The sequence below is a fragment of the Corynebacterium parakroppenstedtii genome, from assembly GCF_019754935.1.
In the GTDB taxonomy this organism is placed as follows: Bacteria; Actinomycetota; Actinomycetes; order Mycobacteriales; family Mycobacteriaceae; genus Corynebacterium; species Corynebacterium parakroppenstedtii.
Genome location: NZ_JAGSOA010000002.1, coordinates 234,235 through 250,794 on the forward strand (window position 1 = coordinate 234,235; position 16,560 = coordinate 250,794).

Consider the following 16,560-nt stretch of genomic DNA (forward strand, 5'->3'; position numbering starts at 1 on the left):
CATGACACTGGCGTCAGGCGCTTTTTACCGTTCCGAACGGAATACACCCACTCGCACGACCTCAGCTTCTACAATCGACCCACACAAAGGCGATGATGTAATGGCTAACCACCCTGCGGGGAGCGAACCTCGCACTGGTACCGCAGCATTCGATGCTGGATCGGGGGAAATGCCGAGCTGGAGTGAGCTTGTTTCGGAGCATGCGGATGGTGTGTACCGCCTCGCTCTTCGCCTGAGTGGTAATACGCACGACGCGGAAGATCTGACCCAGGAAACGTTTATGAGGGTTTTCCGGTCGCTCAAACGGTACAAGCCCGGAACTTTTGAGGGCTGGCTCCACCGGATCACGACTAATTTGTTCCTGGACATGGTGCGTCGACGTCAGACCATCCGAATGGAAGCGCTGCCTGAGAATTATGACGCAGTACCGGGGACCCGGAACGATCCCGAGCAGTCCTATATCGACGCCAATATTGATCCGGAACTGCAAAAAGCCCTGGATTCGTTGCCGACCGATTACCGCGTAGCCGTTGTGCTGTGTGATGTTGTCGGCATGAGCTACGACGAAATTGCAGACACCTTAGGGATCAAAATGGGCACCGTGCGTAGCCGCATTCACCGTGGTCGTGCCCAGTTGAGGAAGAGCTTGCAGTCATCCGAGGGCATTTTGCACTACGTTGGGTAGAAAGAGATCATCGACGCGCCCATTGTCGGAACATAACCTGATGGTGGAGCTGCATCGTCGATAATTCGCGTGCTGAGTTTGGCCGGGCGAATTGTAGTGTGCAAGGGGTGATGTCCAATGGGCCGTTCGTCAAAGCCACGACAATTCTCTTCGATTGAGCATCTGTCAGAAGAAGCCGTCGCCGCATTTGTCGACGGCGAAATGCCCCCGCGAGCCCAACGTCGAGTTCTCCGCCACCTCGTGCATTGCGAGGAATGTCGACGCGATGTCAAAGCTCAGCGGGATGCGGCCCAGCGTATGAGGGAAGCAGCTAACGAACCCGTCCACATGTCGACGGAGCTGCTGCATAAGCTGGCCGCGATCCCGACTAACTGTGACCCGCAGAATCCGAGCGGATCACCGGCGAAGACCGAACACCATGGCCAGGGGAAGAAAGCTCAGGCTACCGGTGGTCATAATAATGCCGATTCCGACCGCCCTGATGTCTATGCAGCAGGCGACGAATTGAGCGACCTACGGCACGACAACGCGTTGAGCGCCGCGAAAAGTGCTGCCTTTGGGGTGATGCGCACCGTCGAGAACGGGGCGATGAGCGCCATGGACACGGTCGGTGAATACGCTGACCAGCTGCGATGTGCATGGAAAGATCGAAGTAACTCACCGAAACGCTGACATTAGAAGTCTCGCCGTCACTCCGTCGTCCCATTTGCCAAGCTCTGTACAATATCTGACGTGTTCTCAAGTATCGGTTGGATGGAAGTCATCATCATTGTGGTGGTGGGCTTCCTCATCATCGGCCCCGACCGTTTACCAGGCGTTATGAAGGAAATCCGTGCGGTCCGGCTGGCCATTAAAAACGCCGTCGCAGATGCGCGGAAACAAATCGACGGTGAACTAGGCGAGGATCTCCGAGAATTCAGCGAGCCGATCAAAGAATTCCGTGAACCTCTCCGGCAATTCAATTCGTACCGATCAATGGGCGCGAAGGGCTTCATCGCCAAAGCTCTCTTCGACGATGACACTACCGATCTTGATGCGACGAAAGACGCCATCGAAAAGCCCCTGCAGACCATAAGGACAACAACCCCGCAGCGGGCCATCCAAGACTATTTCGCCGCTGACAACCCCTCCTCGGCGAAAGATGCCGACGACGCTACGTCGACGGCAGAGTCGGGCGCGGGGTCCCAAGCATCGAGTGTCTCAGTGGAGAAACGAAGCCAGGGCGGCGGCGGTAGTGACGCGGTGAGTGCTCACTCGGGTTCACAGGGCCGTGAGGGCGGCCAGGGAACGGTAACAGGGGAGCCAGGAAAGGAACAATCCACCGACGCTAAGAAGCCGGTGTACGGCTCCTGGAGCGGGTTCGATGAAGTCCTCTAAAAGTGCCCGTTGCACCGCGCTACGGCGTCACTCCAAGGCCCAGCGACTTACCCGCCAAGGACGTCCGACGGTGAGTGAGCTGGTCCGCGATGGCATTCAGCGCCGCACCAGTTTCAGATTCCGGGGAAGAAATAGCGATCGGTTCTCCACCGTCGCCACCCTCGCGCAGAGCGGGATCAAGAGGAACCTGCCCCATCAGCGGCACCTTCGACCCCGTAATCCGGGACAGCCGATCGGCGACAATCTCGCCGCCGCCTTCACCGAAGATCTCGTTGTGTGAGCCATCGGGCATGACGAAATAGCTCATATTTTCGATAACACCGGCGATGCGCTGCTGAGTCTGTTGCGAGATGGAACCCGCCCGCTCAGCAACTTCAGCCGCGGCCATCTGTGGCGTCGTCACGATGAGGAGTTCAGCATTCGGTATGAGCTGGGCGACCGTAATCGCAATATCACCGGTGCCGGGGGGAAGATCGAGAAGCAGGACATCAAGATCGCCCCAAAAAACGTCGGCAAGGAATTGCTGGATAGCGCGGTGCAGCATCGGGCCGCGCCACACGATAGGGGAGTTGCCCTCAATAAAGTGGCCGATGGAGATCATCTTGATGCCATGTGCCTGCGGGGGCATGATCATGTCATCAACCTGATAGGGGCGGTCGTCCGACCCCAACATTCCGGGGATCGAGTGGCCGTAAATGTCGGCATCAAGCACCCCGACATTCAGCCCCTTCGCGGCCAGCGCAGTGGCAATATTGACCGTCATCGACGACTTACCGACGCCACCCTTGCCAGAAGCCACGGCGTACACGCGCGTGTGGCAATCAGGCTTACTAAACGGAATCTCTGGCTCGTCGACGCCACCGCGGGCTTTTTTCCTCAACTCGCGGCGTTGCTCATCGTTCATGACATCCGTGGTGACGGTGACTTTGCCGATACCTTCGATGCCCTCGATGGCGGCGCGAGAGTCGTCGACAAGCTTATTTTTCATTGGGCAGCCGGCGATGGTGAGATATATCTCCGCCGAAACATCAGCGCCGTCGACGGCTATCGATTTCACCATGCCTAAATCGGTGAGTGGCATGCCGATATCGGGGTCTTTGACCTGGGCTAATGCGTCGCGAACAGTGGATTCGGTGATAGAAGATTCAGATGCCATAACGCCACCATCCTACGACGACTCATTGTGTTGGCCGCTAGGGCTGTCCAATCCCGCGCGACGCTCATCATCGCCCATGTATTCCAGGTCCACCGGCGCATCTGCGGCAGCGTCATCCAGGCGGCCCTCAATGCGCTGAAGGACTGTGGTGAGGTCCTCCAGCTCGTGTCGCAGGTAGTCGCGGGTCACGGTTTCTCCCAGGGCGATACGAACCCCGGCGAGCTCGCGCGCCAAGAATTCCGTATCCGCCTTCGTTTGCGCAGCACGGCGTCGGTCCTCATTCAGCGTGACGCGGTCGCGGTCATCCTGGCGGTTCTGCGCCAACAAAATCAGGGGAGCTGCATAGGCCGCCTGCGTGGAAAAGGCGAGGTTAAGCAGGATGAATGGGTACGGGTCCCAGTTCCACCACATTCCACCGATATTCAGCAGGATCCAGGCCGTCACGATGATGGTCTGCCAGCCTAAATACTTACCGGTTCCGAGGAAACGCGCAACCTTTTCTGCAGCAACACCAACCGCATCACCATCCATCGACAGTAACGAGCGGCGCTTAGCGCGGACCGGAGTGTCCAGGTCAGTTCGAGCAAACGAATCAGCCATATAAGTAAGCCCCTCTTGTGGGTTAGTTTGAGTGAGAATTCCCTGCCGACGGACCCTGCGGAGTGGATCCCTGTTGGCGGTCGCGTCGCCGCTCACCAGCTTTCTTCACGATGACCGACCCCGCCGTCTGGGCACGAGAACTGCGGCCGGGGGCACCGTGCGCTCCAGCAGCGCGCCCCAACGTGCCAGCCTGGTGGCCCGATGATCCCGCCTCAGGGCGGATTTCCTGCTCACGCCACCCCTCGGGGAGGAGGTGATCCAGCAAGTCATCCACCGCGACGGCGCCGAGCAGGTGATTGTCCTCATCCAGGACCGGACCACACACCAGGTTATAGGTTGCGAAGTAACGGGCAGCCGTCTCGTGGGTGTCGTCGGCAAAAAGTGGAGGAAGATCCGGATCCAAAATGCTGGAGACCAGGGTCGACGGTGCTTCACGCAAGAGCTTCTGGATGTGAACCGTGCCCAGATACTTACCCGTCGGCGTTGCCTTCGGCGGGCGCACCACATACACCATCGAGCTCAACGACGTCGATAAATCGGGGTTACGAGCATGAGCAAGAGCTTCAGCCACTGTGGCCGGCGGAGTCAGAATGATCGGCTCCGATGTCATCAAGCCACCCACGGTCTCTGGGGAGAAACTCATCAGACGGCGGACCGGCTCCGATTCTTCCGGATCCATCAACTCAAGGAGGACATCGGCCTTATCATCAGGCATCTCGCCCAAGAGGTCCGCGGCGTCATCGGGATCCATCTCTTCCAACACGTCGGCGGCACGCTCGATGTCGAACGTTTCCAGGACGCCCATTTGCTCGTCCTCAGGGAGCTCCTGGAGGATGTCGGCCAGGCGGGCATCTTCCAGCTCAGAGGCCACATTATTTCGTGTGGTGCTGGGAAGGTCATGCAGGATTTGAGCAATGTCGGCCGGGCGCATGTCGTCGAATTCCGCGAGGATTTCCGCCGTTGCATCAGCAGGACCCGCACCGGAGACGGATAAACCATGAACATGGTTCCACTCCACCACCGAGAGAGGTGGCCGACGGCCGAACCGGTTGCGCTCTTTAGACACCGCCACGCGGCTGATGATCCAATCACGGGTACGTGACTTTTCAATCTCCACGTCCGCGATATCCACCGGGCGACCATGCAAATCCTCATGCTCAGGATCGTCAATGTGGATCTTGGAGCCCACTAACTCGGACATCACGCGCAATTCACCGGCGCGGGATTGATACGGGCGAAGGTTGACAGAACCTGAAACAAGGGTGATTTCCCGCGGATCGATCGACGCGACGCGAAGCATAGGGACGAAGATCTGTCTGTTTTGCGCAGCAACTTGAACAACTAGGCCAATCGTGCGGGAAGCCATGCCACGGGGCCGGATGGTGACGACGATATCGCGGACGCGACCAATCGATTCACCATCGGGGCCAAGGACAACCATTCCCGCTAGGCGACCAGCAAAAACTCGATTCACGGCACTCACGTCCGACAGTGTACTGGGTGTTTACCTCATAGCCGTATTTCAGTAGGCTAAGGGCATGACTACACCCTCTGCCTCAGGTTTCGGTGCCACCTTGGGCGCACAAGGTTACCAAGGGCTTCCTCAACGCCCCGAAGGATGGCCCATCGGTAGCTTCGAGGATTACGAATCTGCACAACACGCGGTGGATTCTCTCTCTGACGAGGAAGATTTCCCGGTGGACGACATCACCATCGTCGGTGTGAACTTGATGCAGGTTGAACGTGTCACATCACGCTTGTCATGGGGCAAGGTGCTCTCTGGCGGTGCGATCTCAGGCGCATGGATGGGTGTTTTCTTCGGCCTCCTCGTCGGATTATTTACCAACGAATTTCTTGGCCCGCTCGCTTTGGGTGCAGCAATGGGTGCTCTCTTCGGCCTGATTTCCGTCGCTATTCCGTATGGTGCGATGAAGGGACGCCGAGATTTTGCGTCGACGACGCAGATCGTCGCGGGCCGATACGACGTTCTGAGTAAACCCCGGTCAGCACAACGTGGCCGCGAGATTTTGTCGCGCAAAAACTGGTCAAGCAGGAAGTAAGGCCCGGAAGTACGTGGCGTGACGTAGCCCTCACAGCCACTTGTTTCGTCGGAAAATCATCCACAAACCGACACACGCGGACAACATGATAATGAGCACGATGAAGTACCTGGCGGCCCAATGCGTCTCCGGCATATTATCAAAGTTCATGCCGTAAATACCGGCGATCAACGTCGGCACCGCCGCCATCGCAGCCCACGCCGATATCTTTCTCATATCCGTATTCTGCTGCAGCGACACCTTGGCGACGGCGGAATCGAGCAGCGTCGACAAGCGTTCGTCGTAACTAATGATCCGATCAGCCGCAATGGTGTGGTGATCCAGGATGTCCCCATACAACGACCGAACACTCTTACCCGCAGTCCCTTTGGTCACCGTCAGCGTCTTGAGCACCGCGGTCATGGGGTCGAGGGCGTGCCGCATCTCAAGGTTCTCCCGCTTGAGCATATAAATCGGCTCAATATGCACGGGCGAATCCGGGATAAACACCTGGTCTTCCATGGTGTCCACCTTCTCCTCGAGTTCCTCCGCAATGTGGAGATAGTCGTCGACAAGCCAGTCCAAATGGGCATACGCCACCGACGCCGGCCCCACCGACGTCAGCTGAGGCGAACGCTCAAGCCGTTGCCGAACATTGTCGGGAATAGGCACGTCGCCGTGTCGGATAGTGAGGACGAAATCCTTACCCCGGATGATATGGAGCTCATTGGTCTCAATGAACTCATTCGTACTGTCGATGGGGGAGGGGTCGTAATGAACCGTGCGCGCGACGATGAAAACATAATCGCCCAGGATCTCGAGCGTCGGACGCTGGCGGGCTTTGACGATGTCCTCCACCGTCAAGGAATGGAGATGGAACAGACGCGCGATGGGCTCAATGTGCTCCATGGTGGGAGAGACCAGCGACACCCAGACAAACGCCCGTGGGGTGGAGTCCTCCTCGGAGTGTGAGGTGTGGGAATCAGATGAACCGTGCTGGTTTTCCTGGTGAACACGGTCCAGAGCCGACGCAATGGTGAAGGGGCCATCGACTTTGCATCCCTCAACGAAAACCGCGCACCGCGCCACGGGATGGTGTGAGGGCTCGGGGGAATGAGTGGCGTCGGTGGTGTTGATAATCCAGTCCGGCGCGTTCATTACGGCTTCATGTTCCACAGCCCGAACTAGCTCACCGGTGTCGGGGTAGTCATCATTCCGAGGCATAGTTACTTATGCTACCGAGCGCCGGGGAGAAAACCTCACCACCGTGTCTCGTGCGGGTCGTCTTTTGCGGTTCGTGGTGTCCCATGCAGAGCCGTAGGTTGGTTTAGCGGCCGGGTTGGCTAAACTCGAGACGATGGTCGGACAGTATGACGTTGCGGAAACGCGGCAGTGGTATCAGAAAACTCGGGTCACCCCTCTCGTGTCGTTGATTCGCGGCATAGCCGCGGGGTTGGCGTCGGGAATGGTGCTGGCTACGGTGATCTTAATCGTGGTCCAGCTGGTGCCGAGCACTGATTGGACAACACATGGGGGACAGATGGTCGTTGCCCATGCTGTGAGCGCGGTCGTGGCCGTTCTCATGGTTCACCGCGCGGACCGCTCGAGGAGCCTCGGGGCGGCTCTCTGGTCGGTGGGGGCGCTGGTCATTATTGCAATTGTTCTGTGGTGGATGTGGTGGTCATAGCATGAAGAAAGTCACCAGAATGACAAAGAGCGTTACCGCCAGTGTGGTGGCCGCCTTTGCCCTCAGCGGACTGACATCATGCCATGTCACAGCAGATTTTGGCGATGACGGTCACTCAGGGAGTTCGTCAACCGCGGTCTCCACTGTGCAAAAGCTACCCTACACCGACACCGACCCCGTGCTGATCTCGGCAGCCGTCGGGAAATACGACGACATTACCGCCGCGCTCTATGACCAGGTGTTTGATACCACCAACGCCGGGCGTTCAACGCCGAGAAAAGCGAAAACGCAGGCGTCGGAAGATAATGTGCAGGACGCGATTGAGTCCGTGCGCGCCGGGAAAAATACGCTCGTCCTGGTGTGCGCGGGTGATTTGCTGAATTATCTGGACAAGAATGCGGCCAGCACGATCCTCGACCAGATGAAGAAGAATGTCCGGCAGGGCAAAGCCCCGGGCAATACGATAGGCAAGGTGTGGGAGAAAATTGCGCAATCCCTGCCGTCTGATATCAGCGTGACGGATGCGTCGAATGCGCAGTGCTCCACGGAAACGGAGACGCGGAACGCCAGTAGTGATACCCCCGAGGACGAGGTCACGCTTCCGCAGAACATCGTGCCGGTGTATCTCAAGCCCACGATGAGCACCGAGGACCGGCGTTCTCTCACATGGGTGTCGGGCAACCTTGGCTCGACACGTGACTTGGATAAGCTCTACAAGAAAGCGGAATCTGCGCCAGCTGACCGTGTGGCGAAGAACTATTTGCAATCACAAGGGCTGGCATTTTCCAAAGAAGACTAGGCGGTTCCGCAGCCAGTAGGCGCTTCCGCATCCGGTAGGGAAGTGCGCTTCCCGCATCAGAACAAACGAAGGGCCCGCCACGTGAGTACGTGACGGGCCACTGGTTTCGTGGAGTAGGAGTGTTGCGCCTTAGTCCGCGAAAGCTTCTTCGATCAGCTGCTTCTCCTCGATCTGGTGCACCTTCGATACACCGGTCGCCGTCGAGGATTGAGCCCGTCGGGACACACGCCTCATGGGGAGCATGTCGGGCACAAGCTCCGGCAGATGCAGCGCGAGGAATGGCCACGGTCCCTGGTTGGCGGGCTCATCCTGGCAGAACCGAATCTCGGTGGCGTTCGGGTACATGTCGAACGCTTCCTTCAGTCGCCGGAACGGTACCGGGTGCAGCATTTCCAGACGGATAATGGCCAGATCATCGCGGCCATCTTTCTGACGCCGCTTCTCCAGATCCCAGTACAGTTTGCCGGACACCAGCAGGATCTTCTTGACCTTCGACGTATCACCGGTGGCGTTGCCGTCGGCATCGACGAAGTTCGGGTCATTAATCACCGAGTGGAAGCGCTTGACCTTGGTGAAGTCCTCCACGGAGGAGGTCGCCATCTTGTTACGCAACATCGACTTCGGCGTCGCCACGATCAGCGGACGGCGAAGATCACCCAGGGCATGACGCCGGAGAAGGTGGAAGTAGTTCGCCGGCGTGGACGGCTGAGCCACAGTCATGGATCCCTCAGCGCACAGCTGCAGGTAGCGCTCGATACGCATGGAGGAGTGGTCCGGACCCATGCCCTCATAGCCGTGCGGTAGAAGGAGGATCAAGCTCGATTGCTGGCCCCACTTGGCCTCACCCGACGACACATATTCGTCGATAATGGTCTGCGCACCGTTGGCGAAGTCACCGAACTGTGCTTCCCACGCGACGACGGCATGGGGATTGCCGACGGAATAGCCGTATTCAAATCCCATGCCCGCGAACTCGGTCAGCGCGGAGTTGTAGACGAGGAAGCGGCCACCGTTGTCGCCGTCCTGCGCCAACTTCTGCAGCGGGTTGTATTCGTCGGAGTTTTCGGCGTCGATGTAGACCGCGTGGCGCTGGGTGAAGGTACCGCGGCGGGTGTCCTCACCGGCCAGGCGAACGAGTTTGCCCTCACGCGCTAACGAACCGAGCGCGAGAAGCTCGCTGAATCCCCAGTCGATCTTGCCGTTGCGGGACATCTCGCCACGCTTCTTCGCCAGAGGAGCGACGCGCGGGTGGAGGTGGAACCCTTCGGGCGGGTTGGTGAATACATCGCCGATAGCGGCAACTTCTTCTTCCGTAATCGAGGTATCCAGCCCACGAGGCAGTTCCTGCGCCGAGGTAATACCCGATTGCTCGGCAGGTTTGCCGCCCTTCTCTGCAGCGCGGACATCGTTAAACACGGTTTCGAGCTGTTCGCGGAAGTCTCGCTTAACAATCTCGACCTCGTCCTCAGAGAGGTCACCACGCCCGACCAGGCTGCGGGTGTAAATGTCACGCACAGTCGGCTTGTTATCGATGATCTGGTACATCTCGGGCTGCGTCATTGACGGATCGTCAGCCTCGTTGTGGCCGCGGCGTCGGTAGCAGATGAGGTCAATGAACACATCTTTACCGAACTGGCGTCGGTACTCGACGGCCAACTTGGCAACCCAGACCACAGCTTCGGGATCATTCCCGTTGACATGGAACACGGGGCACCCGAATGCCTTGGCCAGGTCCGTCGCGTATTGGCTGGAGCGGCCCGAATCCGGGGTCGTCGTGAACCCGATCTGGTTATTCACCGCGATGTGGACAGTTCCGCCGACGGTGTAGCCGCGAAGCTGCGACAGGTTGACGGTTTCCTGCATGATGCCCAGGCCCGTCATAGCAGCGTCGCCGTGGACCAGGATGGGCATCAGAGAGAAGCCCTCGTTGCCGCGGTCCAGAATGTCCTGCTTGGCTCGAGCAATGCCCTCTGCGACGGGGTTCACGGCCTCCAGGTGGGACGGGTTCGCCGTGAGCGTGACGTCGACTTCACCGTCATTGAACATGGAGATGAAGTGGCCGGTTTCACCCAAGTGGTACTTCACGTCACCGGAACCACCGGGGGAGGCAGGATCAATATTGCCCTCGAACTCGGTGAAGATCTGCGAGAAGGGCTTGCCGACGACATTCGCCAGGACGTTCAGCCGCCCGCGGTGAGCCATGCCGATGACCACTTCGTCGAGCCCCTGAGCAGCGGCGGTGTCAATGGCGGCGTCCATGAGCGGAATGAGGGACTCGGCACCTTCGAGGGAGAATCGTTTCTGCCCGACGTACTTCGTCTGGAGGAAGTTCTCAAAGGCCTCCGCAGCGTTGAGCTTCTGCAGAATGTACTTTTGCTCAGCCCGTGATGGCTTGGGTTGTCCGGCCTCAATGCGCTCTTCCAGCCAGAGGCGCTCGTCGCGGTCCAGAATGTGGTTGTATTCGTAGCCGACTTTGAGGGTGTAGGCAGACCGCAAGGTGCTCAGTACTTCGCGGAGCGTCATGACCTCTTGCCCAGCGAATCCACCGACATGGAAACGTCGGTCCAGATCCCACAAGGTCAGCCCGTGCGTCGCGAAATCGAGATCGCGGTGGTCGGGGATGGGAAGCCCCGGCTGGTGCCACTGCAGCGGGTCGGTATCCGCGATCAAGTGACCACGCGACCGATACGCCTCGATCAGCTGCATCACGCGCGTATTTTTATCCACCCCAATGTTGGGCAGATCCTGCTCCCACCGGAAGGGGACATACGGGATCTTCAGGGACTTGAAAATGTCATCCCAGAATTCGTCGTTAATCAGGAGACGGCCCAGCTCACGGAGGAATTCTCCGGACTCCGCACCCTGAATAATCCGGTGGTCATAAGTCGACGTAATAGTAACTAGCTTGCCGACGCCTAATTCCGCGAGGCGGTCTTCTGACGCACCTTGGAACTCCGCGGGGTAATCCATGGATCCGACGCCGACGATCGTTCCCTGTCCTTTTGTCAACCGGGGAATCGAGTGGCGAGTACCGATGCCACCCGGGTTCGTCAGCGAAATGGTGACGCCTTGGAAATCTTTCATCGTCAGCTTGCCGTTGCGGGCACGGACGACAATGTCTTGGTAGGCGTCGACAAACTCGGAGAATGAGAGCGTCTCCGCAGCTGGGATGGAGGCAACAACCAAGTTGCGGCTGCCATCCTTATTCGTCATGTCGATGGCCAGGCCCAAGTTGATGTGCTCTGGCGTGACGATGGTGGGTTTGCCGTCGACAACTTCGTAGCGGTTGTTCATAGACGGGTGAGCTAAAACGGCTTTGACCAGCGCGTACCCAATAATGTGTGTGAAGGAAATCTTTCCGCCACGCGTACGCTTGAGCTGCTCATTAATCATGGCGCGGTTTTCGAACATGAGCCGCGCGGGCATATCGCGCACCGACGTTGCCGTCGGAATCTCCAGCGAGATGTCCATATTCTTCGCAATGGCCTTTTGCGGGCCACGGATCTTCTTCGACCCAGCCTCAGGCAAGGATGAAGGGATATCTACGTGGTCACGCTTCTGAGAAGGTGCCTCTTTCTTGGCCCGTAATTCGCGCTGCACTTGTGCGCGCTTATGAACCTTCGGTTCGTCGTGACGGGCGGGCTTCGCCGCGGCAGGTGCCGATGCTTGGTTCGTGTTCCGGGCGTGGGCAGAAGGCTCCTCAATGTGTGACTTTGTTCGGTCAGCCGTCTTTTCTGCCACGTTTTGTTGAGAGGGCTTCTTCTCTGCGGCCTGGTGTTCAGCGCGTTTGCCCTTAATAGTTTTCGCTTCGCCAGATGCGGAAGAAGCTGTATCAGATTTCTTTGCAGCAGTATTGCTATTGGTAGCTTTGTGAGCTCCGGAGGGTTCGGTGCCAGCCGACGATTCGGGGGCGCCATTTTTCTCAAAGAACTCGCGCCATTCCTTATCCACTGACTCCGGGTCCTTCGTGAACTGCTGGTACATGTCGTCGACCAGCCACTGGTTCTGGCCGAAGGAATTATCGCTGTTCACAGCGGGTGCTCGCCTCATTTCGTCGATTGTGACTCACTTCTCTACAGAGTAACCGCTTATGCCTTTTGTCGCCCAAAACGGGGCCCTTTTGGAGGTCTTTTCCGCACAAGAGGGTGCCCCCGTTGGTGTCAACTAGGTGTCGCTTCCTCCGGAGACAGAGTGTTTCCACAGGTCGGCGTAGATTCCTTGGCGGGCGAGAAGTTCATCGTGATTCCCCGTTTCGACGATCCGCCCCCCATCCATGACGAGAATGCGATCCGCTTGTGCCGCGGTAGCCAAACGGTGGGCCACAATCACGCTCGTTCGATTCGACATCAGCCGCGTGCTGGCGGAAAGAATCGTTTTTTCCGTGGCTGGGTCAAGTGTCGACGTCGCTTCGTCAAGGAGCATGAGCTGCGGTTTTACCAGTTCTGCGCGTGCGAGTGCGATGAGCTGCCGCTGGCCGGAGGATAAGCCGCGCCCGTCTTCACCCACCGGTGCAAGGAAGCCTCCGGGGATGGCGGCGATGGCGCGGAGGGCACCGATGCAGCGCGCGGCATGAATGACCTCATTCGGCGTTGCTTCAGGTTTGCCATAGGCGATATTCGAGGCGATAGTCCCGGCAAAAAGGTGTGATTCCTGCGGGACGAATCCGAGCGATCCACGCCACGCCGCCAGGGTGACGTCGCGGATATCGGTATCCACCGCCCGCACCGCGCCAGCCGTCGGATCATAAAAACGGGCCAAGAGCTTCACAATCGTTGATTTACCCGCGCCAGTCGCCCCGACGACTGCCACCGTGGAGCCCTCGTCGATAGTCTCTGACACCTCGTGGAGGACGTCCACACCGTTCGAATACGCGAAGGTGACGTCGTCTAAGGACAACGAGCCTTCTGGAACATGCGTCTCGCGCCCAGAGTCGGGGACCGACGTCGACTGTGACAGCAAGTCACTAATGCGTCGCAACCCGACCTCGGCCTGCTGATACATGTCGAAAACCTGAGATAACTGCTGGATGGGCGCGAAAAGGAGGTTCATGTAGATCATGAACGCCACAAGCACACCGGCCGTCACCGTGCCATTGAGCACCATGACCGCGCCCACTCCCACGACAGCAGCGGAAGCCAATTCGGAGAGCGCATTAATGCCAGGGAAATAAATGGAGACCACGGTTTGCGCCTGCATACGCAACCGCCGATATTCCAGCGCACTATGCGTAAAGCGCTCGACATCGGAGTCCTGCTGGTTGTACACCTGCGAGGTGCGGATGCCATTAACCAGTTCCTGAAAATCCGCATTCACCGTCGAAATTTGGCCGCGAGCCTCGGAATACAACCGCGACGAAATCCGCCGGAAGATCACCGTGGCCACGATGACAATGGGTAACGACGTCAGTGCCACCAGCGCCAGGCGAGGAGCGGTCACCAGCAGCATGATGCTGACACCGATCAAGGTCGCCCCCGACACGATGGCCTGGGCCAACCCCTCCTGAAGGAACTTCGACAGGGAGTCGATATCTGTGGTCATGCGGGTCATGATCCGCCCGGACTGAGTCGTTTCGAAGTAATCGAGCCCGAGCCGCTGAACATGAGCAAAGGACCGTAAACGAAGCCCATAGAGCAACCGTTCACCCGCCCGCGAGGTCAAAATGGTGTTGATCGTGCTGGCAATCCATGCCGCCACCACGATGATCAGCCCCAACACGGTTGCGGTGACCAGAGCGCCCGTATCTTTATTGCCGACGCCGGCATCAATGGCGTGACGCACGAGGGTGGGGAAGACGACGTCGGCAGTCACGAGGACGCATAACGTGGCGATGATCGCTACGAGTAGCCACTTCACTGTGCTAAGTAACCCGCGCAAACTGAACGGCGTTGAGTCATTGCGGAACGATTCCGCATCAATCTTGGGTTGTTCGGTAGCGGGGGAGAGCTTCTCCACCATCGCTAGGACTTCGGGTGTGGCGGGCATTCCGGTGGCTGAGCTTCCTTGGCCCAGGCCAGCGCCTAAACCGCTACCTGCAAGTGCGGTTCCCGACGCAGACAGGTCGTCCCCCGCGGTGGCTGCTGCGCCGGGTTCATCCATGTCCTGATCCGCGGGCCACAGCGTCGCCAAGTCCGGTTCGTGTCCGTCGTCGAACGGGACGACGGATGCGTCGGCGTCGTGGCGGGGCAAGGCCATGAGCTCGGAAAAGTGTGGGCTCGATTCCTGAAGCTCCTCCAGCGTTCCGTACGCGGTGACGGTGCCGGCTTCGACGAGTGCGATGTGGTCGGCCAGCGCAAGAGTGGAATGGCGGTGCGCGATAAGGAGCAGAGCGACGGACCCCTTGCGGGCCTTCAACGCCGCGATGATGGCCGCTTCGGTCGTGGCGTCGATAGCCGAGGTCGCGTCGTCCAAAATAAGCACCCGCGCACCAGAGACCAGTGCCCGCGCTAATGCGATCCGCTGTCGCTGACCACCCGATAGCGTCAGGCCACGTTCCCCAGCGACGGTGTCGTAGCCGTCCTCCAGCTCCATAATGAAGTCATGGGCGCTGGCATCCTTAGCTGCGGAGATAATGTCCTCATCCGTCGCCCGCGGGTTCGCCAGCGCAATGTTCTCGCGCACAGACCGCGAATACAGGAAGGGCTCATCGAAGACAGCGGAGACTGCGTGCCGTAGATCGCATTTCCGGACATCCGTGATATCGACGGACTCGTGGTCGGATCCAGATCGGCCGACGAGTGATTCGTGCGTGCCGACGCCAGCGCCGACGTCACTATCGTCACCATCGACTTCGGTGCCGTCGTGGGTGCCGTCGTGTGCAGGGGAGGGATGCCCCGAGGTTGCTAATTGAATTGTCCCCTCTGAGGCTGGGTAAAATCCCTCGGCGAGCTGGACGAGCATACTTTTACCCGCGCCAGGCGGGCCGACCAGCACAGTGGTCTCGCCGGGAGCAATGTCTAGGGAGAAGTGGTTGAGAATACGCTCACCCGCGGGCTTTGAGGCGTCCGTCGAGTTCGTCGTTGTACTGTCCGACGGCTCACTGCCAATGCCCGTTTGAGTATCCACGTCCGTCTGCGGCTGGTAGAAAGACACGTTATCGAAGGAAATCCCCAGCGGCCCGTCGGGAATACGCGAGGGGGAAGCGGGATCAGAATCCGCCTCCAGATCGACAACATCGAAGACGCGGGACACGGATGACAAGGCCATCTGCATCGAGATCGCCATGTTGGATAACATGCGGCAAATGCCGGTCAGCGTCGTCAAGTACGTCGAAAACGCAAGGAAAATACCAATGGTGATGTGCCCGTTCAATGCCAGCCAACCACCGATCGCCACATTGGCCACCAACGCCAGGTTCGGCAGCTCAGCAAGCGTCGGCAAGAATTTCGCCTGTTGATTAGCAGCGCGCATCTGCAGCGCGTAGAGCGTCCGCCCCAGCTTGTCCAGAGTGGTGATCTCGCGCTCCTCCTGCGCGAACCCCTTAACCACTCGCACACCTGTCACGGTTTGCTCAACGTGGGTAGCAACATTCGCGGCCTGCTGCTGAGCCGTCCAGGTCGACGCGAAAATCGATCGCTTACTCCATAAACCGACGATGACCAGGATCGGCGTCACGATCACCGCAGCCAGCGACATCTGCCACGACAGTGTGAACATGACCACAAGAATGATGGCAAACTTGACGACGCTTCCTGCGGCGAGCGGAAACATCGCGAGGAGCCCCTGGACCATATTGAGGTCGGAAATTGAACGGGATACAACTTGCCCCGTGCGGATATCGTCCTGATCCTTACCGCCGAGTCGAACAAGGCTGCTAAGGACACGAATCCTGAGCTCATGCTGCGCCCATTGGCTCATCTGCCCAGCTAGGTAGCGTCGCGAGAACTGGAACGCGTACCTCAAGAGCGCGATAACCACCATGACAACGATCACAGCGGTCAGTGGCGTCCACCCGGTCGACGACGTTATCCACGACCACAAGGCGGTCGGGCGTGCTTGCTCCGTTGCCGTGTCGACGGCCCGCGCGGTGACAAGCGGAATCAAGATTTCTGCGATGGTAACGGCCAACGTGGCCGCCATCGCTCCCCACGTGTAGTACGGGTGAATCATGCATACGTGGAAAAGTCCACGTAGATCATGCTTCCGTGGGGCTTCGGCATCAGTCTTCTCACTGGCGACGGCGCCAGTGGAGGTGTCCTTGATGTTCGTCGTTGTTGTGTC

General features: G+C 58.7%; 12 protein-coding genes. 6 read left to right on the plus strand and 6 right to left on the minus strand.

What is annotated here, in order from left to right:
* Position 1: 1 nt before the first annotated feature.
* The 3 genes from sigE to KCQ76_RS07575 all read left to right on the plus strand — a co-directional run bounded on the left by sigE (position 2) and on the right by KCQ76_RS07575 (position 2,062).
* Positions 2 to 685 (plus strand): RNA polymerase sigma factor SigE, encoded by a 684-nt coding sequence (gene sigE / locus KCQ76_RS07565; protein WP_082089900.1) that lies wholly within the window; start codon positions 2 to 4, stop codon positions 683 to 685.
* Between the two features lie 117 nt (positions 686 to 802).
* A complete protein-coding gene (locus KCQ76_RS07570; RefSeq protein WP_102215035.1) occupies positions 803 to 1,357 on the plus strand; it encodes an anti-sigma factor family protein in 555 nt (184 codons plus the stop codon).
* Between the two features lie 60 nt (positions 1,358 to 1,417).
* Positions 1,418 to 2,062, plus strand: a complete 645-nt coding sequence (locus tag KCQ76_RS07575; protein WP_146003168.1) for a twin-arginine translocase TatA/TatE family subunit — start codon at positions 1,418 to 1,420, stop codon at positions 2,060 to 2,062.
* 19 nt (positions 2,063 to 2,081) lie between these two features.
* Here the strand turns inward: KCQ76_RS07575 and KCQ76_RS07580 are convergent, their stop codons facing one another.
* Genes KCQ76_RS07580 through KCQ76_RS07590 form a run of 3 tightly spaced genes read right to left on the minus strand, consistent with a single transcriptional unit; the run spans position 2,082 to position 5,301 of the window.
* Positions 2,082 to 3,218, minus strand: a complete 1,137-nt coding sequence (locus KCQ76_RS07580; protein ID WP_046203062.1) for an Mrp/NBP35 family ATP-binding protein — start codon at positions 3,216 to 3,218, stop codon at positions 2,082 to 2,084.
* A 12-nt stretch (positions 3,219 to 3,230) separates the two neighbouring features.
* Positions 3,231 to 3,818, minus strand: coding sequence for a DUF1003 domain-containing protein (locus tag KCQ76_RS07585; protein WP_012731297.1), 588 nt, complete (start codon positions 3,816 to 3,818; stop codon positions 3,231 to 3,233).
* Positions 3,819 to 3,840: 22 nt separating this feature from the next.
* Positions 3,841 to 5,301 (minus strand): magnesium transporter MgtE N-terminal domain-containing protein, encoded by a 1,461-nt coding sequence (locus KCQ76_RS07590; RefSeq protein WP_046203061.1) that lies wholly within the window; start codon positions 5,299 to 5,301, stop codon positions 3,841 to 3,843.
* 55 nt (positions 5,302 to 5,356) lie between these two features.
* Between KCQ76_RS07590 and KCQ76_RS07595 the strand changes: the two genes are divergently transcribed.
* Positions 5,357 to 5,878 (plus strand): general stress protein, encoded by a 522-nt coding sequence (locus KCQ76_RS07595; RefSeq protein WP_046203060.1) that lies wholly within the window; start codon positions 5,357 to 5,359, stop codon positions 5,876 to 5,878.
* A gap of 30 nt (positions 5,879 to 5,908) precedes the next feature.
* Here KCQ76_RS07595 and KCQ76_RS07600 read toward each other — a convergent pair whose 3' ends face one another.
* A complete protein-coding gene (locus KCQ76_RS07600; RefSeq protein WP_052722343.1) occupies positions 5,909 to 7,081 on the minus strand; it encodes a magnesium and cobalt transport protein CorA in 1,173 nt (390 codons plus the stop codon).
* Between the two features lie 133 nt (positions 7,082 to 7,214).
* On the opposite strand from KCQ76_RS07600, the gene KCQ76_RS07605 reads away from it, so the two are divergent.
* Together KCQ76_RS07605 and KCQ76_RS07610 are read left to right on the plus strand one after the other, a co-directional pair.
* On the plus strand, positions 7,215 to 7,544 hold the full coding sequence (locus KCQ76_RS07605; protein WP_046203059.1) for a hypothetical protein: 330 nt from the start codon (positions 7,215 to 7,217) through the stop codon (positions 7,542 to 7,544).
* Positions 7,545 to 7,563: 19 nt separating this feature from the next.
* Complete coding sequence (locus tag KCQ76_RS07610; RefSeq protein ID WP_146003169.1) at positions 7,564 to 8,343, plus strand: type 1 glutamine amidotransferase family protein; 780 nt, start codon at positions 7,564 to 7,566, stop codon at positions 8,341 to 8,343.
* A 129-nt stretch (positions 8,344 to 8,472) separates the two neighbouring features.
* Here KCQ76_RS07610 and KCQ76_RS07615 read toward each other — a convergent pair whose 3' ends face one another.
* Positions 8,473 to 12,375 carry a multifunctional oxoglutarate decarboxylase/oxoglutarate dehydrogenase thiamine pyrophosphate-binding subunit/dihydrolipoyllysine-residue succinyltransferase subunit gene (locus tag KCQ76_RS07615; RefSeq protein WP_414017601.1) on the minus strand — a complete coding sequence of 1,301 codons (3,903 nt, stop codon included), beginning with the start codon at positions 12,373 to 12,375 and terminating at the stop codon, positions 8,473 to 8,475.
* Between the two features lie 132 nt (positions 12,376 to 12,507).
* Positions 12,508 to 16,542 (minus strand): ABC transporter ATP-binding protein, encoded by a 4,035-nt coding sequence (locus KCQ76_RS07620; protein ID WP_221914844.1) that lies wholly within the window; start codon positions 16,540 to 16,542, stop codon positions 12,508 to 12,510.
* Positions 16,543 to 16,560 lie beyond the last annotated feature (18 nt).